Annotated in this window: 14 protein-coding genes; 6 read left to right on the top strand and 8 right to left on the bottom strand. The window is 45.7% G+C overall.

The genetic code is table 11. The features are described from left to right. Positions 1-90: 90 nt before the first annotated feature. Positions 91-2256, top strand: a complete 2166-nt coding sequence (locus tag Q7J27_08405; GenBank protein ID MDO9529167.1) for an aldehyde ferredoxin oxidoreductase C-terminal domain-containing protein — start codon at positions 91-93, stop codon at positions 2254-2256. Between the two features lie 11 nt (positions 2257-2267). On the opposite strand, the gene Q7J27_08410 is transcribed toward Q7J27_08405, so the two are convergent. From Q7J27_08410 to Q7J27_08435, 6 genes are all read right to left on the bottom strand, one after another. Continuing rightward, positions 2268-3110: a transposase gene (locus Q7J27_08410; protein MDO9529168.1), complete on the bottom strand. Its 843-nt coding sequence runs from the start codon at positions 3108-3110 to the stop codon at positions 2268-2270. 60 nt (positions 3111-3170) lie between these two features. Beyond that, positions 3171-3506, bottom strand: coding sequence for a type II toxin-antitoxin system PemK/MazF family toxin (locus Q7J27_08415; GenBank protein MDO9529169.1), 336 nt, complete (start codon positions 3504-3506; stop codon positions 3171-3173). After that, positions 3507-3755, bottom strand: a complete 249-nt coding sequence (locus Q7J27_08420) for an AbrB/MazE/SpoVT family DNA-binding domain-containing protein (protein ID MDO9529170.1) — start codon at positions 3753-3755, stop codon at positions 3507-3509. 79 nt (positions 3756-3834) lie between these two features. Continuing rightward, entirely contained in the window at positions 3835-4296 is a 462-nt protein-coding gene (locus Q7J27_08425; GenBank protein ID MDO9529171.1) for a hypothetical protein, read from the bottom strand. A 385-nt stretch (positions 4297-4681) separates the two neighbouring features. Further along, positions 4682-5728, bottom strand: coding sequence for a type I restriction enzyme HsdR N-terminal domain-containing protein (locus tag Q7J27_08430; GenBank protein MDO9529172.1), 1047 nt, complete (start codon positions 5726-5728; stop codon positions 4682-4684). 107 nt (positions 5729-5835) lie between these two features. Continuing rightward, positions 5836-7593, bottom strand: coding sequence for an AIPR family protein (locus Q7J27_08435; protein MDO9529173.1), 1758 nt, complete (start codon positions 7591-7593; stop codon positions 5836-5838). Between the two features lie 151 nt (positions 7594-7744). On the opposite strand from Q7J27_08435, the gene Q7J27_08440 reads away from it, so the two are divergent. The 5 genes from Q7J27_08440 to Q7J27_08460 all read left to right on the top strand — a co-directional run bounded on the left by Q7J27_08440 (position 7745) and on the right by Q7J27_08460 (position 15017). Continuing rightward, positions 7745-8728 carry an integron integrase gene (locus tag Q7J27_08440; GenBank protein ID MDO9529174.1) on the top strand — a complete coding sequence of 328 codons (984 nt, stop codon included), beginning with the start codon at positions 7745-7747 and terminating at the stop codon, positions 8726-8728. A gap of 87 nt (positions 8729-8815) precedes the next feature. Then, entirely contained in the window at positions 8816-11233 is a 2418-nt protein-coding gene (locus tag Q7J27_08445) for a 3-hydroxyacyl-CoA dehydrogenase/enoyl-CoA hydratase family protein (GenBank protein ID MDO9529175.1), read from the top strand. Between the two features lie 102 nt (positions 11234-11335). After that, a complete protein-coding gene (locus tag Q7J27_08450; GenBank protein MDO9529176.1) occupies positions 11336-12667 on the top strand; it encodes a glutamine synthetase family protein in 1332 nt (443 codons plus the stop codon). Between the two features lie 153 nt (positions 12668-12820). Continuing rightward, positions 12821-13639 carry a diaminopimelate epimerase gene (gene dapF, locus Q7J27_08455; protein MDO9529177.1) on the top strand — a complete coding sequence of 273 codons (819 nt, stop codon included), beginning with the start codon at positions 12821-12823 and terminating at the stop codon, positions 13637-13639. A gap of 103 nt (positions 13640-13742) precedes the next feature. Further along, positions 13743-15017, top strand: coding sequence for an LL-diaminopimelate aminotransferase (locus tag Q7J27_08460; GenBank protein ID MDO9529178.1), 1275 nt, complete (start codon positions 13743-13745; stop codon positions 15015-15017). Positions 15018-15136: 119 nt separating this feature from the next. Here Q7J27_08460 and Q7J27_08465 read toward each other — a convergent pair whose 3' ends face one another. After that, positions 15137-16285, bottom strand: coding sequence for an LbtU family siderophore porin (locus tag Q7J27_08465; protein ID MDO9529179.1), 1149 nt, complete (start codon positions 16283-16285; stop codon positions 15137-15139). Positions 16286-16642: 357 nt separating this feature from the next. Then, complete coding sequence (gene feoB, locus Q7J27_08470) at positions 16643-18865, bottom strand: ferrous iron transport protein B (protein ID MDO9529180.1); 2223 nt, start codon at positions 18863-18865, stop codon at positions 16643-16645. Position 18866: the final 1 nt, after the last annotated feature.

Genomic DNA, 18866 nt, shown 5'->3' on the forward strand with positions numbered 1-18866 from the left:
GCTTTAATGCATAGTCAACGGTCAATAAGACTGTGTATCTTTAACTGTTTGAATTAACTGATGAACATATTAATGTTAGAGAGGTAGAACATGAAAATACTGCAGCAGATCAACTATAAGCCTGCCATAGTTACAGGCGGATATACTGACCGGATACTGAAAGTGGATCTCGGCACACAGGATATTACCATTGTGGAACTGGAGCCGGAATTTAAGAATAAATATGTCGGCGGCCGAGGATATGCCATAAAGCTAATCTGGGATGAAACAAGCAGGGAGACCCGTTATGACAGCCCGGAAAATATTCTCGTCATGGCCAGCGGCCCGCTGGGCAACGAACCCGGTTTCCCGGGCACCGGCAAATTTGTCTTTGGCACTATCTCGCCCCTTACAGATACATTCATAGATTCAAATATCGGTGGTCACTTTGCGCCGTTGCTAAAACTTGCCGGTTTTGACGCAATGGCCGTCTCTGGAATTTCCGGAGAGGATGTTGTCATTATTGTTGATGGAGATGCCGGAACCATCAGCATCGCCGCCGCGCCAGCCTACGATAAAAAAACAGATGAAGGTGCCCTCTCCTTTGGCGAAGCCCTTCTAAAAGACGTTAACAGTGGAGAGTTCAGCAACGATATAGCTGCGGTAACCGCGGGGAAAGGCGCGTGCAATGCCAGGTTTGGTATCATTAACAGCCTCTTTTTCGACCTGAAGCGTAAACGCATCCGCTCCAAGCAGGCCGGCAGAGGCGGCACTGGAACAGTCATGCGGTTCAAAGGTCTGAGGGGAATTATTGCCCGCTCCGGTCTTTCAAAAGCGAATGGCAACAATGCAATAGATCCTGAAGGCGTACGCGAGGCAGGTTCCGCATTAAAAAAAGTTTTAAGGCAGTACGACCCGGAACAGCTCCGTTTATCCGCATGGGGCACCACCGGCCTTTCCGAGTATATGGATAAGTTTCACATTTTCCCGATTAATAATTATCAATACGGGCAGAGTCCGGAGTCTAAAAAGATCTTTTCATATGTCTTTCTCGACAAGTATTTCAGTAAAAAGATGCAAGACGGGTGCTATTACGGCTGTAATCTGGCATGTGCCAAGACTGCTGAAGACGTTGAGCTGACAAGGGGGCCGGAGGCAGGACGAAAGGTCTGTATTGACGGCCCTGAGTATGAAACCGTAGGGTCTGTTTCCTGTATGGGTATCTTTGATCCCCATTATATTATGGAATATAACTGGTATTGTGATGAATACGGCCTCGATACAATCTCCACAGGTGTGACAATATCGTTCTTTATGGAGTGTGTCCAGCGCGGCTTTCTGAGTACAGCTGATATCGGTTATGACCTGACATTCGGTAACATAGACGCCGCAGACCGCCTACTGCATGAAATCGCCGACGGAGAAGGTTTTGGTAAGATTGTCGGCCAGGGGGTAGCAAGGGGCAAGAGATGGGTTGCTGAAAAATATTCAGCCGGAAAAGACGTATCCAAAGATGATGTGATGGAGGAGTTGAACAAATTCGGAATGGAGGTTAAAGGGCTTGAATTTTCGATGTACATCACCAAAGAGTCACTCGCCCAGCAGGGCGGGTACGGCTTTGCCCTGAAAGGACCGCAGCATGATGAGGCATGGCTGATCTTTATCGACCAGGTCAACAAAGAGCTTCCGACTTTTGAACTTAAAGCCAATGCGCTCCGGTGGTTCCCCCAGATCCGCACATGGTTCAATGCCACAGGGCTGTGCAAGCTTCCGTGGATCGACGTGCGTCATCCCGATGCGGCAAGTACGGAAGCCCCCGCAAAGAACTTTCCCACGCTGGAATATTATGTCAAATATCTCAACTCGACAACGGGCAGCAGCAAAACCCTGCAGGATATACTGGACGATTCAGAACGGCTGTTATTACTGCAGAAGATGATCAATCTCCGCCAGGGAAAGGGAACCCGCTCAAGCGATCAGATTCCGTTAAGAGCCATGGGCCCCGTGTATTCTAACGAGCATGAATCTCGAACCGAATATTACGATGAATGGCTGCAGGAACGTCTCGGTAAGGAGAAGATGCCGGATGATCCGAACGAAAGGCATAAGCTTCTGATGGAAATTAGAATACAGGATTACCAACGCCTTTGTGATGCCGTATATAAGGAAAAAGGGTTCTCGTCCGACGGGATTCCTTTGCCTGAAACTCTGGAAAAATTCGACCTGATGGACGAGCAGGCCAGAGCGCTGCTGAAGGAGTTCGGAACGTTCGGGTAAGAAATCGGGGGTCAGGTCTTGCTTTTTGCCACCCTTGCGGCGATTTTACTGACCCGTGAATAATGAAGTCCAATGTGGTTGCCAACATCCTTCAATTTATATCCCCAACGGTACACAGCATCGTAGATTCCTTCGTTTCTTTGCGTGCCCTCGAATATCTCCGTAAGGGAGGGACGTGCGGCATACTTCTCCATTCGCACAGCCTCATCCGTTTCCGACTCATCAATTAACTTTTGGACTTTTTCAATAAATTCTCCTCGCCCTAATATCAGCCCGCCTCTGGCTTCTTTCAAAGGACTTTCACTATCCGATCCCTCCTTCACAAAGGAAATGTACCGTTCACGGGCATGAACCTTCGAAGGGGAGAATAAAGCTAGGAGCCAGTCTGTGTGGAGAACCGATTCTCGTTGTCTCATACCAGCCGTTGCACCGTATGACGACCAAGACCATTCTTCCGGTGAATGAACCAGTCCCGCCCGTACAGGATTCAACGCAATATATCGGCTGAGTTCGAGAAGGTAGGCATCCTTTTCGACGACAAATGCTTTATAGCGGCCCTGGAAGAGATGGCCTACACGATCGTGACGCCTGTTATACTTCTGGGTGTAAACGCCATTGAGCTGGCGCATGCCCTGGGATAGATTAGCCTGGGGAGTTTCCACCAGGAGGTGATAATGGTTGCCCATGAGGCAGTACGCATGGACAATCCAGCGATAACGTTCAACCACATCGGCAAGGATCATGAGAAACGTCCGGTAGTCTTCAGTATCTGCAAAGATATCCTGCCGGGCATTTCCCCGGGAGGTTATATGATAAAAACCACCTTCGTATTCTATGCGTATCGGCCGTGCCATGAACAACAGGTATCATACATGATGGCAAAAAGCAAGACCTGACCCCTTTGAATTGACCGGTTAGTAGATGCAGGCATCTAATATCGATAGCACGTTTGCCAGCAGTTCATCTGAGGCACGTTCGATGCGCTTCGCTTGACGAGTACGGAAGTCGACTGACTTGACCTGCTCAACCATGATGAACCCCGTCAGGCTACTATTTTCCGGAACAGGTACGTGGAAGGGAAACCCGCGTTCTGTGTTCGTTAGGGGACACACAATGGCCAAGCCAGTGCTACGGTTGAACAAGTCCTTGCTCACAACCAGAGCAGGCCGACGCCCTTTCTGTTCGTAACCGGACTGGGGATCGAAAGTGATGGCAATAATGTCGCCTTGTCTGGGGATATAGACCGCCATCTACCATGCCTCCTTACCGACCGGCTCCCCCCAATCGACTTCGCTGGTGTGGTAGTCTTCGGGAATTTGCGCCACGAGGTCCTCGAGACGGTACCGTCCGCGGATTTTCCTGATTGGCGCGATAACGATGATACCGTCTCGTACCGCAACCTCCACCTCGTCCCCAACTCCAAGGCGAGCATCTTCTAGCACGTTCTTGGCAAGACGTAGTCCCTGACTATTACCCCATTTTTGAATCTTCGTATGCATGTAACCACCTCCTTGTGTATATCCCAAGTATAGCCATTCCAGGCCAAGCAGTCAAGAGGTATTTTAGGCAACCGCCTTGTTAGCTGCGGTTTTGTTCTGATTCATGTTCGAGTTTTCCAGCCTCCTGATATAAATCAGATAGAGCGCTTTCTGCTTTAAAATATATATCCTGAAGTCTTTTTTCCTTTCTCAGTAATGGATGGCATCCAAGAAATTGGTAAATATAATCTATGGCCACCCATGATCGATCCAAGAATTCAGAATAATGGCCTTGATTTATTTCTGGAGCCTCTTCATCCGGGACCAGGATTTCTTTACCATCCATTATCTTCGCTATTAATATTGGTTTTTGAAAGGCCTTTATAAAATGCCTGATGTCCTCACGAAGTTCGGAAGGTGTTTCTCCAAATGGTTCCATTGCTGATTCAGTCCATCCTTCAATTGATCCATTTTCATCATAATATACTTCGTGAATATGATATGTATGAGTATCATTTTCCTCATGATATCTATGGATAACCCTGTGATTCCAAAAAAACATGTTTGACTCCAAAATCTATTAATTTTTACAGCTAACGCCGAGTTGAGCGGAACCCCGACTTGGCGTGAAAGGAAAGTATTTTTACTTTCCTTTCGCGTCAATCAAGGGGCGGAGTCCCGCAGAGCGGGATTTCCGCTCGAACGATTTGTTCGCGCCGCTTGCGGCGCGTCAAATCGGAGAGTGTAGCTGAACTCGGCGTTCGCCACGCCGCAGGCGAGGCGAACGTTTTGCCCTTCTCGGATTTTTGCAATCATTCAACAAAAATTCTTTAGTAAAATAGGGGAGGTGTCCCCCATGTTTCATATTTATTGAACAATGGATTGAGTTCGACCGCCTCGCGGATCGACTCAATCCTTATAGGTTATATGAATTCTCTCCATCTTAATTACTCAATTGTCAGTATATCGGATGAAACTCCAAATTTTTCTAATAGCCGTTTAGCAGAGTTTATTAAACCAGCAGTGTTATTATGTGCGTCTATCCATAGCCCATTTGAAAGTTTTTTGGGAGCACGAAAATCATCACCATACTTTTGCTTCGGTTCCTTATTGATAAGGTTTCTTTTACCTCGTCCAATTACTACTGGACAGTCAGAGGGTTTTAGCTTGCCGTTCTTTACGAGCCAGTTAGCAGTGGTGACTAAAATTTCATAAGAATTGCGGAGTTCAAAGACTTCACCTTTTAGTTTCATCTTTCGTGGCCTTTCACCTCGAAATGGTATTGATTCCATGGATGTATCAGAGGAAGTTTTCTCCCCAAATTCACCTGAAATTATTTCCTTAACCCTTTCTTTCAACAAATCCTCAATTTCTGTGTCTTCAAACTGATAGTCTAGATAACCTTGCGTGATAATCGATTTAACTACTGGCATGAGCCCCTTTATCATCTCTTCAGGCTCATCCAAGAGAGATTGCCATATTTCATCTAATATTTGAGATTTCTTCACTAAAACTTCTATATATTCGATGTTGGTTTTTGAGATTGTAGATATCTTTCTGAGTACCGCTGGCAGTTCTTCATTTTCTATGTCTGTTTTCCAAATGATTCGCTCAGTTAAAGTGGTTCCCTCTTCGAATGACCTAATCAGCACCCATATTGCGCCGTTGGTCAATACACCGTATTTTGTGCCCTCGCCAAAAGAATACTTTGCTAATTGGCGGACGACTTCTTTTTGTTCAATGTCAACATCCAACTTTTTTGCTTCAACGAAGAGGATTTTCTTTCCGTTCTTAATCAAGGAGTAGTCTGGCACACCTTCTTCTGTGGATACATTAGGCTGTACTTCCTCGGGGTTTTCAGGATCCCATCCGAGATTCCGCAAAATAGGATTTATTATTTGGTCCCTCACCGCCATCTCGTTCTGCTCATAAAGAGAACGAAATTTCTTTATTTTTTCTACTATCGGTACTAAAGCCTCGTTTAGATTATTCATTTTTTCACGCTACTCCTTTATTAGTGGAATTCATATAACGCTTGGTATAACCGGTTTGAAAAAGCGTCAGCTTTTTCAAATCCGAGTTAATACCATTGTTATGTTTTTCAGTCTGCTGTCCATCTTGCCTCAAAGTGTTCACGTTCCATTTTAAGCCCCAGTTTTATCTTATTGGCAATCTCAGCATTCATCATAGGTAACATATTCAAGCTCTGGCTTACCGCAGCGCGTATTCCAGCCAAGCATGTTTTAGTTTTTATCCAGTTTTGCGGGCTAAAAACCCGATTTGATGGCTGTGGTTCATTTGCCGCAGATTCTAAAGCAAAACTTAAAGACCTACCTGCTAAGTCTACGATCTGATCAGCCAAGCTGTCTTCAATCGCTCTATTCATCGCCAGGTTTGGATCTGGAACACTTTCCATAGGCATGGAGTTTGAAACTCCAAAACATACTGAAATCGCATAAAGGTGGTGATATGGGGCATAAGCACGCATAGCGAGCAAACTTTCATTTAGGCCCAACGGATTATCTTTGTTCCATTTTTCCCAAACTTTTTTCATCCAGAAATTTAAAGCCTGTGCCTTTTCTGGAGAATAATCCTTTTTAAAAAGCTGATCAAAATACTTGTCAAAAATCTTTGTTTCACTATAGGCGATGTTTGGTCTTTGGGAGTGCCACGAAATGAGATACTTGCCCATATTAAGCAAATCCAATACATAGTCTTTGTCTTTAGACGCTGGGGAGACCTCACCGCGTTTGCTAACAAAATACCCGTTAGGATATTTCTGTTCATAAGATTTCTTAATATTTAAAACTCTTTTATCATTACTTCTGAGGTCTCTCGGTTTTACAGCACTTTGTGAATTGGTATTTACGCTTATTTTATCGCCTCTTTCCCTTTGGGGTATCTCATAGAAACGAAATAGAATATATGTTTCATCCAGTTGTTTAACTTTTTCGCTACAATTCAATATTGTGGTTAATGATTGACATCCATTTACAACACTCAAACCATGGAGTTTTAGCTCACTATTGTTCAACGATAATTTGTTGCAAATTGCTGTGATGCCATTATGATAAAAAAAGAAATCCTTATGCTGTGGTGAATATATAGTGCTTTTTATCCCTTTATTTACTCTGTTACTCATCCCTAAGCTCTGTCTAACGTTTTTTTGAAATAATGTTCCATCTTTTATACCTGGCATTCTTATACATTCTCTTAATGGCAGAGTTGCGACTACCACTTTATTTCCAGCTATTTCAATTTCCATGGCCTTGCTATTTGATAAATCTACATTGTGATTAATAGTTGGATTATCTTTTTCAAGAGCTATATCATACCTTCTCTTTAATTCATTATTGTCAACGACTTTAATCGTCGCAAAAAAATCGTTATTTTCACTCAGATCAACAAGCTGTGCTTGAAATGTGCCTAAGTCGGTTTTCGCAGCATCAGTTAGTGCACCTGTTGTAACCAGTTCAAATTCAATCTCGTATTCATCTTCCAAAGCTCTTGCTACTTCAGACAACTTTCTCTTTAATTTAGTGTTGCCGACCTCTTGAAGTCTAACTAAATCTCGCAATTGTACCCATGAAGACAATACTTCACGCAAAGGCTCAGCATCAACTGATCCGTTACCAATAAAATTGCCTTGCAGGACAAAAATTGATTGCTGATTATCATCAATGAATATTGCATCAATTTGCTTGTCATCAGCCCCATCTGTCATATCATCCTTGGTTTCATTCATGTCCCTCAAATGGATATTACGCAGATACCATGCAACAAATCGTTGACCATCATTTGGAAAATTCTGTTGATAAAATTTGTCTTGTATTTCGGCAGTTATTTTTTGGTACATCATTCTTTCTCCTATTGAGATAAATGTATTGAAAACATAACCATTGATTAACAGGCAAATTTGCCCTGATATAATGATATTGATGACATTTTTGGGCATATTTGCCTTGCCCCATTATCTTCAGTTATGGTATTTTAATTGACAGGAGTATCATATGTCAATATCTAAAAACCGGAAACTGCTTGATGAAGCGCGGGATGTGATGCGGCTGCATCACTACTCGATCCATACGGAACGAACTTATTGTGACTGGATTAAACGTTATATACGGCACCACAGTATGACCAGTCGGCAAGATCTAATAGAGGGTGAAGCCAAGATCGAGGCTTTCCTGACACACCTGGCAGTGGATAAAAACGTGGCTCCATCCACACAGAATCAGGCTATGAATGCGCTGGTTTTCCTGTACAAACATGTTCTGAAACAACCCCTTGACCAGGAAATTAATGCGGTCCGGGCATCCAGGAAGATCAATGTCCCCGTGGTTATGACCAGGGAAGAGGTAGCTCAGATCATTGCTCTTATGGGGGGTGTCCCGCAACTGGTTGCTAAGTTATTATACGGTAGCGGGCTACGCATTATGGAAGCTGTTCGCCTTCGTGTGCAAGATATAGACTATGATCTCAAGTGCCTCGTTGTACGTTCGGGCAAAGGCGCAAAAGATCGGATTACGACTTTCCCAACCTCAGCCATTCCGTTACTTCAGAATCATCTTGCAAAAGTGCGGGTGATCCATAACCGGGATCTGGATCAAGGGCACGGGGAGGTTTACATGCCAAATGCTCTCGCAAGGAAATATCCAAATGCCGCAAAGGAATGGAATTGGCAGTATGTGTTTCCCGCTCGTAATCTTGCAATTGATCCGCGCAGCGGAAAAGTACGACGTCATCATGTAGATCCCAGTGTTATAAACAAGGCTATCAAGGCGGCTGTACGTAAGACAGGGCTGACGAAACGAGTAAGCGCTCACACATTCCGGCACAGTTTCGCCACTCATCTTCTTCAGCGCGGCACCGATATCAGGACTATACAGGCATTATTAGGGCACAAGGATGTAGCCACAACCATGATATACACTCATGTACTGCAACAGGGTGGACAGGGTGTGCTAAGTCCGCTCGATGACCTTGATGTCTGAAGGTTTTACAGGGTTTCTTAAGCGGCTATCGAAAAACAGGACAGGCGAAAAATGATACTATATTAACGATAAACAGGGAGGAAGGGAATGTCATATAAAATCAAGAAAGCTGCCGTTTTGGGGGCGGGGGTCATGGGTACCGGGATTGCCGCTCACCTGGCGAATGCGGGGATTGAGTGTGTGTTGCTCAATAATATACCTTCTCAACTGACCGATGACGACAGAAAAAATGGCTTGACCGAGGAGAGTCCGCAGTGGCGAAACCGCAGGGCGGCAGATAGCCTGGCGAGAGCATTGAAATCGAAACCTCCCGGTTTTTATTCCGGCAAGACTGCTTCATTGATTGAGATCGGAAACCTGCAGGACGACCTCAACCGGCTGTCTGATGTAGACTGGGTCATTGAAGCGGTTGTTGAAAATCTGAAAAAGAAAAAGGACCTTTTGGCAAAGATCGAAAAGATCGTAAAACCGGAGTGCATCGTTTCAACGAATACATCGGGTTTGCCGATCAAAGATATCTCGGCTGACTTCGGCACAGGACTGAAAGAGCACTTTCTGGGGATTCATTTCTTTAATCCTCCCCGTTACATGAAACTCGTAGAAGTTATCCCCGGTGAGGAAACGAAAAGAGGGGTAGTGGATTATATAACGACATTCTGTGAGGAAGCTCTCGGAAAGAGTGTGGTCATCTGCAAGGATGTGAACAGTTTTATTGCCAACCGCATCGGCACATTCGATCTATCGAATGCGGCAAAGATTATGCTTGATAAGGGTCTCACGATAGAGGAGCTGGATGCCATAATCGGCAAGGAAGCGGGCAGGCCGGGTTCGTCAATATTTGGAACCCTGGACCTGATCGGCCTGGATACGATTCGCAGGATGATGATCAATCTTTATGAAGCGGCGCCGGACGATGAAATAAGAGGTATCTTTGTGCCGCAGGATCTGATGAACAAAATGGTGAAGAAAAAATGGCTGGGAAACAAGACGAGGCAAGGTTTCTATAAAAGAACGAAGGATGAGGAGGGAAAGAGTGTCAAACTGGTTCTTGATTACAATAATATGGAATACATTCCCCTTAAAAAACCGGCATTTGCCTCGATTTCAGAAGCGAAGAAGATGAAAGGGGGGCCTGAGGCAAAGCTGAAGGCGCTGTTCAACGGGACAGACATCGCCGCCGATGTTGTCCGTGAGTACCTCTGCAGAAATTTCATCTATGCGGCCAACCGCATCCCCGAAATCTGCGATACTATTGTGGAGACAGATAACGCCATGAGATGGGGTTACAATCACGAACTGGGACCCTTTGAACAGTGGGATGCCGTAGGTCTAAGGGAATCCTTGGAGGTGATGGACAATCTGAAACTGGACGTTCCCGGAAAGATTGCCGGGATGGTGGAAGCCGGCTTTGAATCTTTTTATCTCAAAAAGGAGGATGGCGGATATTACTACGATTTCAAGACTATGGGTTATGTTAAACTTAAAGTTAATCCAAAGATAATCCTTCTGCCCTCTCTAAAAGAAAGAAAAAAGGTCGTCAGGGAAAATCCCTCCGCAAGTCTTGTGGATATTGGCGATGGTGTCGCCTGTCTCGAATTTCATACCAAGATGAACACGATAGACGATAGTGTCATACAGATGATCTTTGACAGTTGCGATATTGTGGAGAAGGACTTTCTCGGAATGGTCGTTGCGAACCATGGCGCTAATTTCTCGGTAGGGGTCAATCTCTTTATGCTTCTTGAGATAATCGGGAGGGGGGAATGGAACACTATTGACCGTATGATCCAGGCTTTTCAAAATGCCAACATGAGAATGAAATTCCTGGAAAAGCCGGTAGTGACCGCTCCGGCGGGGATGGCGCTGGGCGGAGGGTGCGAGATATCGATGCATGGGGCACGATGTCAGCCATGCGGGGAAACTTACATAGGACTGGTGGAAGTGATGGCCGGTGTTATCCCTGCGGGAGGTGGAACGAAAGAACTGATGGTGCGCTGTACCGAAGGAATACCGGCCGGTGTCAGTGAAGCGGCATCAACCCTTCCGGCTGCCTATAATAAGGTTTTTGAAACTATAGGCACAGCCAAGGTATCCACCAGCGCCGCGGAGGCGATGGAGATGGGTTACATCAGAGAAACAGATGCCGTCAGCATTAACCGGGACTACCAGATCCGGGACGCGAAAGAGGTTGCCCTCGGTTTGTCAAAATCCTATAAGAAACCGGAGCCCGCGATGATTTTCGTTATGGGAGAACAGTTCAGTAGTGCCTGCAGGGCTGCTCTGGACAATATGAGGCAGGGAAATCTTATTTCCGACTACGATGTCCTTGTTGCGATGAAGCTTGCCGGGGTTATTGCGGGCGGTGATTATAGAGAGGGAACGCCGGTTACGGAACAGAAGATACTCGACCTGGAGAGGGAAGCCTTTGTGAGTCTCTGTGGAGAATCCAAGACTCAGGACAGGATCAAGCATGTGCTGACAACCGGAAAACCGTTACGCAATTAAAAATGGAAAGCGGACACGCTCTGCAATAAAATATATTGACAAACAAGCATTTAACAAATAGCTATCGGGTGGCGATGAAAATAAAAATGAGGAGATTGCGGCATGTTTGAATGCAGAACAAAAGAAGACGTATTGAAGATTGTCAAGGAGCAAGACGTCAGTTTTATACAGTTCTGGTTTACGGACGTTCTGGGAATGCTCAAAACATTCAGTGTTACTCCTTCAGAACTGGAAGAAGGATTGACGGAAGGTATGGGATTTGATGGTTCTTCAATTCAAGGATTTGCCCGGATTGAGGAGAGCGACATGATCGCCAAACCTGATCCTGTCACTTTTCAGATAATTTCCTGGCGGCCAAGTGATCGACCGGTTGCCCGCATGTTCTGTGATATCCTCAATCCTGATGGAACTCCCTATGAGGGTGACCCCCGCTATGTCTTAAAATGTATGCTCAAGAAGGCGAGTGATCTCGGCTATACTTTCTATGTGGGACCGGAACTTGAGTATTTCTACTTTGCAAGTGAAACCTCACCCGATATCCTCGATCGGGCGGGATACTTTGATGGTTTGCCTATGGATCGCGGCACCGAGCTTCGCCGACAGACTATCTTCGCGCTACAGGAAATGGGCATTCAGGTGGAATACAGCCATCATGAAGTGGCCCCCAGTCAGCACGAGATTGACCTCCGCTACATGGAAGCCTTAAAGATGGCCGATGCCGTGATGACATATCGCACTACTGTGAAAGAAATTGCCCGGCAAAATGGTGTTTATGCCACCTTTATGCCTAAACCGATATTTGGTGAAAACGGCAGCGGTATGCATGTTCACCAGTCTTTGTTCAAGGGAGAAAAGAATGCCTTTTTCGATGGGGATGATGAATATCATCTGTCTAAGGAAGCAAAGCATTATATAGCGGGGCTTCTGACGCATGTTCCTGAATTTACGGCTGTTACTAACCAGTGGGTAAATTCTTATAAGCGACTTGTGCCCGGTTATGAAGCGCCTGTATATGTATCCTGGGCACGCCGCAATCGTTCCGCTCTGGTTCGAATCCCCATGTATAAACCCGGAAAGGAGAAAGCGACGCGTATCGAGCTTCGCTCTCCTGATCCGGCATGTAACCCCTATTTAGCCTTTGCGATTATGCTGGCAGCAGGATTGAAAGGAATCGAAAATAAGTATCCGCTTCCAGAACCTATTGAAGAAGATATTTATGAGATGGATGAAAAGGCCAGATCTAAAGCTAACATTACATCGCTACCCGGCAGTCTCGTTCAGGCCCTGACATTGGCATCTGAAAGTGAACTCGTGAGAGAAGCTCTGGGAAATCATATCTTTAACAAATTCATTGAAAACAAAAGAGTTGAATGGGACAGATTCCGCACTCATGTAAGCCGTTACGAAATTGAGCGTTATCTGCCGCTTCTCTAACCCGCCGGCAGGGGCAACTTGAGTAGTTGCCCTGCCGGTCAGATTTGCCCTCAAACGTTAACGTATGGAGTTTATTTAAGTAGGGTGGTATTTTATATGCCACCGTTTGCGGTCGGGTATAAAACCCGACCCTACTCCGAGCAGGTTTTAATTATGATAGAATTTTTTAAAATGAGCGGAAGCGGAAATGACTTTATCCTGATCGACAACAGAGACGATTCTCTTTCCGTAGGAAACTTAAAAGAGTTTGTGAAAAAGGTATGTGAAAGGAAGACCTCGGGGGGGGCGGACGGATTGATCATTATAGAAAATTCCGACAGGGTCGATTTCCGCTGGCGTTTTTTTAATGCCGACGGCAGCGAGGTAGAAATGTGCGGGAACGGAGGAAGATGTGCTGCCCGTTTTGCCGTCATTAAAGGTATTTCCAGTGAAACCCTCTCTTTCGAAACCGTTGCGGGAATCATCGACGCCGAAGTGAAAGGAAACGTGGTCAAGTTGAGATTGACCGAACCGCATGATTTGAAGACCGACTATAACCTTAACATCGAGAACAGTCCATATATAGTAAACAGCATAAACACAGGTGTTCCGCATGTGGTGCATTTCGTTGACGACCTTGATTCATACGATGTCAGGGGCTACGGCCCGCTGATCCGCTATCACGAAGTATATCAGCCTGAAGGGACAAACGCGAATTTTGTACGGGTCATAGATAGAAATACTCTCAGGATAAGAACCTATGAAAGGGGCGTTGAAGATGAGACTCTGGCCTGCGGTACCGGTGCCGTGGCATCCGCATTGATATCTTCCTGGAAGGGCCGGGTTGAATCTCCTGTCGATGTTCAGGTAAAAAGCGGAGAAACGTTAACGATATATTTTGAAAAGACAGACAATGGATTTGAAAAGGTTTATCTGGAGGGCGGAACCAGCGTTGTGTATCAGGGCCACCTCTGGGAAGAAGCGTGGAAATAGTGAGTTTAAAGTTTAAAGTATTCGTAAAAAGTCTCAAAATGTGCCATTTGTCATGCTGAACTTGTTTCAGCATCTAAACATTTCAATAAGTTAGAGACCCTGAATGATCCTGAAACAAGTCCAGGACATGATTTTGGGTGACAAAAAAGACTTTTTACGAAAGCATCAAGTTTGGAACCGGAAACTTGAGTTAAGGAGGGGAAAGATTACATTGCAGATAGCTGAGAGACTATCCGGAATTCCACCATATCTTTTTATGGAATTGAGGAAAAAAATAGCAAAGGCAAAGGCCGATGGTCTGGATGTAATAAGCCTCGCTATCGGTGATCCTGTAGAGCCAACGCCTGACGGCGTCATTGATGAACTCTGCCGAAGGGCAAAAGACCCGGAAAATCACCGTTATCCGACAGATGAGGAAAAAGGGATGATCTCCTTCAGGAAGGAGATTGCCAACTGGTATCTGGAGAGATACGGCGTTTCATTAAATCCCGATGATGAAATTTTAGGCCTCATCGGTTCCAAGGAAGGCTGCCATCACTTTGTTCTGGCAAGGGTAAATCCCGGAGACATTGTCCTGATGACGGATCCCGGCTATCCTGCTTACAGGTCAAGCATTCTGATGGGCGGAGGGGAGCCCTACCTTATGCCAATTCTGGAGGAAAACGACTATCTGCCGGTCCTTGAAGATATCCCCGCCGATATTGTTAAAAGGGCAAGCGGGATGTTTTTGAATTATCCTAACAACCCCACCGGCGCCTGCGCCACGAAGGATTTCTTTGACCGCTTAGTGGAATTTGCAGGAAAGAATGATATCGCCGTATGTCATGACAATCCTTACAGCGAAATAATATTTGACGGACAGAAGAGGTTGAGCTTCCTTTCGGCTGCGGGAGCAAAGGACGTGGGAGTTGAACTGACCTCTCTGTCCAAGCCTTACAATATGACCGGGTGGAGAATCGGAATGGCAATGGGAAATCCTGACCTCATAGCAGCAATAAGCAAAGTTAAGGAGAACACCGATTCCGGCGTTTTCAATCCGATCCAGTATGCCGCCATCTATGCCCTCAAGAATGAAACGGAAAATATTGAGAACATGCTTGCTGTCTATGCCCGAAGACGGGAGCTGGTCCTGAAGACTTTAGGCCGCATCGGTATTTCCTTTAAACCACCCAAGGGCACATTTTACCTCTGGGTTCCAACGCCAAGAGGACTGAGTTCGCTGGAATTTACCAACCAGCTGTTTGAAAAGACTGCTGTCGTTGTTGCGGCTGGTACTGCATACGGAAAGTACGGAGAAGGTTACATCAGGATATCACTTACGGTAACCGACGAAAGATTAAAAGAAGCAATGGATCGAATTGAAAGAGAATTCGCATAGAGTGGGTGGCATTGTGTAGGTGTTACATGCTGTTTGATCTCATTATTTTTTTTCAAACAATTTTTCAGATAACAATATTTTTCAGATAAGTCATTAGAGTAACCCCAACCGCCCCAGACCTAAAACTCCATCGCTACTCTGGCAAAGACCTCATCTACAGTATCATCAACGGTACTTCCCGCTGCCTTTTCGTAATTACTCCTGCGATATTCAAGCATAAGAGTCGTTGCAAAATTGTCTTTCTCAAAGAGTGTATAGTTAGCGCCTACAGAATATCTGTTCTCCAGATGTCCATCCTGGTCGCCGCTTATGTCGTCGTCAAAGGCCTCATAACGAACCGCTATTTCCAGTGGGTCTATAACCTGACATACAATCGCAGCGAACCAGGCCGATTCTTTGTATTCTTTATTAGCCGTTGCATTCTTTTCCCTTTCGAGAGCAGCAATATACTCGGCATCGAAGGTAAAGATACCGATCTGGCATCCGATCGTTCCGCCTGCCGTCTCATTGCGGCTCCCCTGCCCCGGTTCGGAATCGAAATAGGCGCTGAGCGAAAACCCCCCTATCGGCGCTAAAGAAACATTGAGAATATAGGATTCAACATCATCCGTCGGATCGGGATTAGCGGGATCTCTCGTCCAACCGTAATCTGCTTCCGACAATTTATCCGCCAGGACTTCACCCTTGTATACCGTAGCGGATATATCAAGTCCCAGAAAATCGGGTGTAAATCCTACGGTGGCGCCTGACTTGGCGACCTCATAGCAATCCTTGGTGATGGGATCACTGATTAAATGGCTGTTGAACACACCGAAGGGTTGCCCCCTCTTGCCGCCTACAAAGTAGAGGGGAAATCCTTCTTTCTGTATCGTGATTATCGCTTCATCCCAGAAGACCCTGTCATCATTATCAAGGTTTTCTCCCTTAAGAATGAAATTACCGGTTACCCATTCGTGAAATTTTACTTCGACTCCAAGCTGCACTGTCCCGATATCGAGATCAGAGGTGGAATCGCTGTTTACAACCGTGGTATCCCTTGGATCCGTATAGGTATAATCCAGTTCAATGGCTCCAGTTATGGTTATATTTTCACTTACCTTGCCCAACAATTCCGTTTTTTCTTCCCGTTTTTTAACCTTTTCTTCCAGCTCCCCGATGCGCTTGTACAGATCTTCGATATCTCCACTTGCATCACCGGCGAAGGCTGAAGAAAACCCCGCAAATAACAATCCAAAAATCAACATAACTATAATTAAACATCTTTTCATTTTATTTGTCCTTTCTTTCTTTGACATCTTTTTGAAAAACTCTTATGATTAAAAAACAGGCTCACAAAGGCATAGAACTCTCCTCAGGGAGAACTTGTCTTTGAAGGCTTGCGAGGGGTCTGCGAGGGGAGTGGCCGCCAGACCTTTTCCCCCTTGCTGACCCTTTCAGTTACTTCATATCAAATAAAGTCTTACCAAATAATTTTACAACTTATCTTTTATCACCGGGCAGCACGCAGTACATGAAGAACATTTGCGTTCACCCCCTTTACTCCATTTTTTGTAAAAGATTTTGACAAGGCATGCGGCAGCGAAACCTACAATAGCAAAAACAAGCAATACATCCATAATTGAACCTCAGCCTCCCAATACCCCCATGACCGAACCAACTTGAAAAACGAGCGTAGCCAATACAAGAGCCAGGACAGTGTTAAACACCATTGAAAAAATCCCCCATTTCCATGAACCGGATTCCCTCACAATCATGACCACGGTAACAAAGCAAGGTGCATAGAATATAGTAAAAATGATCAGGCTCAATGCTACCAGCGGGCTCCAGCCCGGCGTTCTGGCCAGGATTTCTGAAAGAGAGCCACTCTCCTCAGGGTCAAGCTCGCCCAGGGAATAAGCAGTACCCAGAGCCGAAACGACCACTTCCTTGGCCGCGAAACCACCGACAAGGGCAATATTGGTACGCCAGTCAAAGCCCGCCCACTTCGAAACACTCTCAAGTGCTATTCCAAAACGACCGGCCACGGAATTTCTTAAACCTGTCTCCGCTTCCTGCAAATCGATGGACACCAGTCGGTTCTTCAAATTCCGTGCTTCTTGAGAAAGTCCGGTCTCTTCACCGGATGCCTCCAATTCCCGGATAACAGTCGCGCTGACTGCCGTCTTCACGGCTTCACGCCGGTATTCAAATTCCTGTACCTTGGAGTCGGGCAGACCGGGAAAAGTCATCATAGCCCACAGAATGATTGAAATTCCGAGAATGACCGTTCCAGCCTTTTTGATATACTGCCATGTCCTTTCCCATGTGTGTATGGCCAGCCCTTTAAAGGTGGGAAAACGGTACGGGGGAAGTTCCATGACAAATGGAGCGGACTCCCCCTTGATAACCGTGAGTCTAAGCAATTTTGCAACAAACAGGGCACCCAACCAGGCAACAAGTGTAATGATCAGCATCATTATTGCCTCATTTTTCGGAAAGAAGGCCGCGATCAAAAGCGCAAATACCGGCAGCTTTGCACCGCAATTCATAAATGGAACCGTGAGCAATGTCGCCAGACGCTCCCGCGGTGATTTAAGGGTACGGGCTGCCATGACACCGGGAACAGCGCAGCCTCCGGCAATACCTCCTGATACGATAAAGGCCATGACGGAACTGCCGTGAAGACCGAAGATTCTGAATATCCTGTCCAGCATGAATGCAACTCTGGCCAGGTACCCGGAATCCTCCAGCAGTGCAATCCCGAAAAACATGAACATAATCAGCGGCACAAACCCCAGGACACCCCCCACACCGTCAATGATACCTGAAATAACGAGAGATTTTAGAAGACCGTCAGGCAAGTGCGTAGATGCCACATCACCAAACCACCCAAAGAAGCTCTCGAGCCAGCCCACGGGAACTTCGCTGTAGGTAAACGTAAAATGATACAGCCCCATAAGCACCACCAGCATAATGATGGGACCGAGAAACCGGTTGGTAACAATTTTGTCTATCTTGTCAGACGTATAGAGTCTGTTTTGATCATGTTGGCGCTGAATAACTCCCTGTTTTATAATGGAATTGATATAGCCGTAGCGTTGATCTGCAATCATGGCCTCAGGGTAGGTGTTCAGAGTTCTCTGTAAATGCAGCGACACCCTTTTTACAATTTCTTCAAGCCTTGCAGACAAAGAAGGATTACTTTCCTGACCCTTTGATTTAATCTGTTTGTCATTTTCCAGATATTTCAAGGCAATCCAGCGGGGCCGGTATGTATCAGTTAAAAAATCGCTGGTACTGATTTCCCTTTCCATTTCAAAGAGCGCCCTGTCCAGATCATCCCCGTAGGATATTTTAATAGGATCCTGTTTTTTATCTTCCTGAACTATCTTTGCAGCCGCTCTTGCTAGTTTCTTCTTTCCCTCACCAGTTCTGGCAATCGTGGGAATAATGGGAATCCCGAGCAGCGAGGATAGTTTTTCTGAATTAATTTTAATTCCCCTGTTCCTGGCCACGTCAATCATATTCAGGGCGATGCACATGGGTACGCCCATTTCAAGAAACTGAATCGCAAGGTAAAGGTTTCTCTCCAGATTTGATGCATCCACTACATCAATGACCACCTCCGGTTTTTCATTGACCAGGAAATCCCTGGCAACCACCTCTTCCAGGGAATACGCAGTGAGGGAATATGTCCCCGGAAGATCCACTATATGCATACGGCATCCATCATGAACATGTATGCCTTCTTTCTTTTCCACCGTGACCCCCGGATAATTGCCCACATGCTGACGAGCACCGGTAAGCTCATTGAAAAGGGTTGTTTTGCCGGAGTTGGGATTTCCTGCCAGAGCTATTGTTGCTCCCATT

This window comes from Syntrophales bacterium, assembly GCA_030655775.1.
GTDB lineage: Bacteria > Desulfobacterota > Syntrophia > Syntrophales > JADFWA01 > JAUSPI01.

Excerpts from the sequence above, each read along its gene's own strand:
- Q7J27_08405 (MDO9529167.1), top strand. The coding sequence starts at position 91 with ATGAAAATACTGCAGCAGATCAACTATAAGCCTGCCATAGTTACAGGC.
- Q7J27_08410 (MDO9529168.1), bottom strand. The coding sequence starts at position 3,110 with ATGGCACGGCCGATACGCATAGAATACGAAGGTGGTTTTTATCATATA.
- Q7J27_08415 (MDO9529169.1), bottom strand. The coding sequence starts at position 3,506 with ATGGCGGTCTATATCCCCAGACAAGGCGACATTATTGCCATCACTTTC.
- Q7J27_08420 (MDO9529170.1), bottom strand. The coding sequence starts at position 3,755 with ATGCATACGAAGATTCAAAAATGGGGTAATAGTCAGGGACTACGTCTT.
- Q7J27_08425 (MDO9529171.1), bottom strand. The coding sequence starts at position 4,296 with ATGTTTTTTTGGAATCACAGGGTTATCCATAGATATCATGAGGAAAAT.
- Q7J27_08430 (MDO9529172.1), bottom strand. The coding sequence starts at position 5,728 with ATGAATAATCTAAACGAGGCTTTAGTACCGATAGTAGAAAAAATAAAG.
- Q7J27_08435 (MDO9529173.1), bottom strand. The coding sequence starts at position 7,593 with ATGATGTACCAAAAAATAACTGCCGAAATACAAGACAAATTTTATCAA.
- Q7J27_08440 (MDO9529174.1), top strand. The coding sequence starts at position 7,745 with ATGTCAATATCTAAAAACCGGAAACTGCTTGATGAAGCGCGGGATGTG.
- Q7J27_08445 (MDO9529175.1), top strand. The coding sequence starts at position 8,816 with ATGTCATATAAAATCAAGAAAGCTGCCGTTTTGGGGGCGGGGGTCATG.
- Q7J27_08450 (MDO9529176.1), top strand. The coding sequence starts at position 11,336 with ATGTTTGAATGCAGAACAAAAGAAGACGTATTGAAGATTGTCAAGGAG.
- dapF (MDO9529177.1), top strand. The coding sequence starts at position 12,821 with ATGATAGAATTTTTTAAAATGAGCGGAAGCGGAAATGACTTTATCCTG.
- Q7J27_08460 (MDO9529178.1), top strand. The coding sequence starts at position 13,743 with ATGATCCTGAAACAAGTCCAGGACATGATTTTGGGTGACAAAAAAGAC.
- Q7J27_08465 (MDO9529179.1), bottom strand. The coding sequence starts at position 16,285 with ATGAAAAGATGTTTAATTATAGTTATGTTGATTTTTGGATTGTTATTT.
- feoB (MDO9529180.1), bottom strand. The coding sequence starts at position 18,865 with ATGGGAGCAACAATAGCTCTGGCAGGAAATCCCAACTCCGGCAAAACA.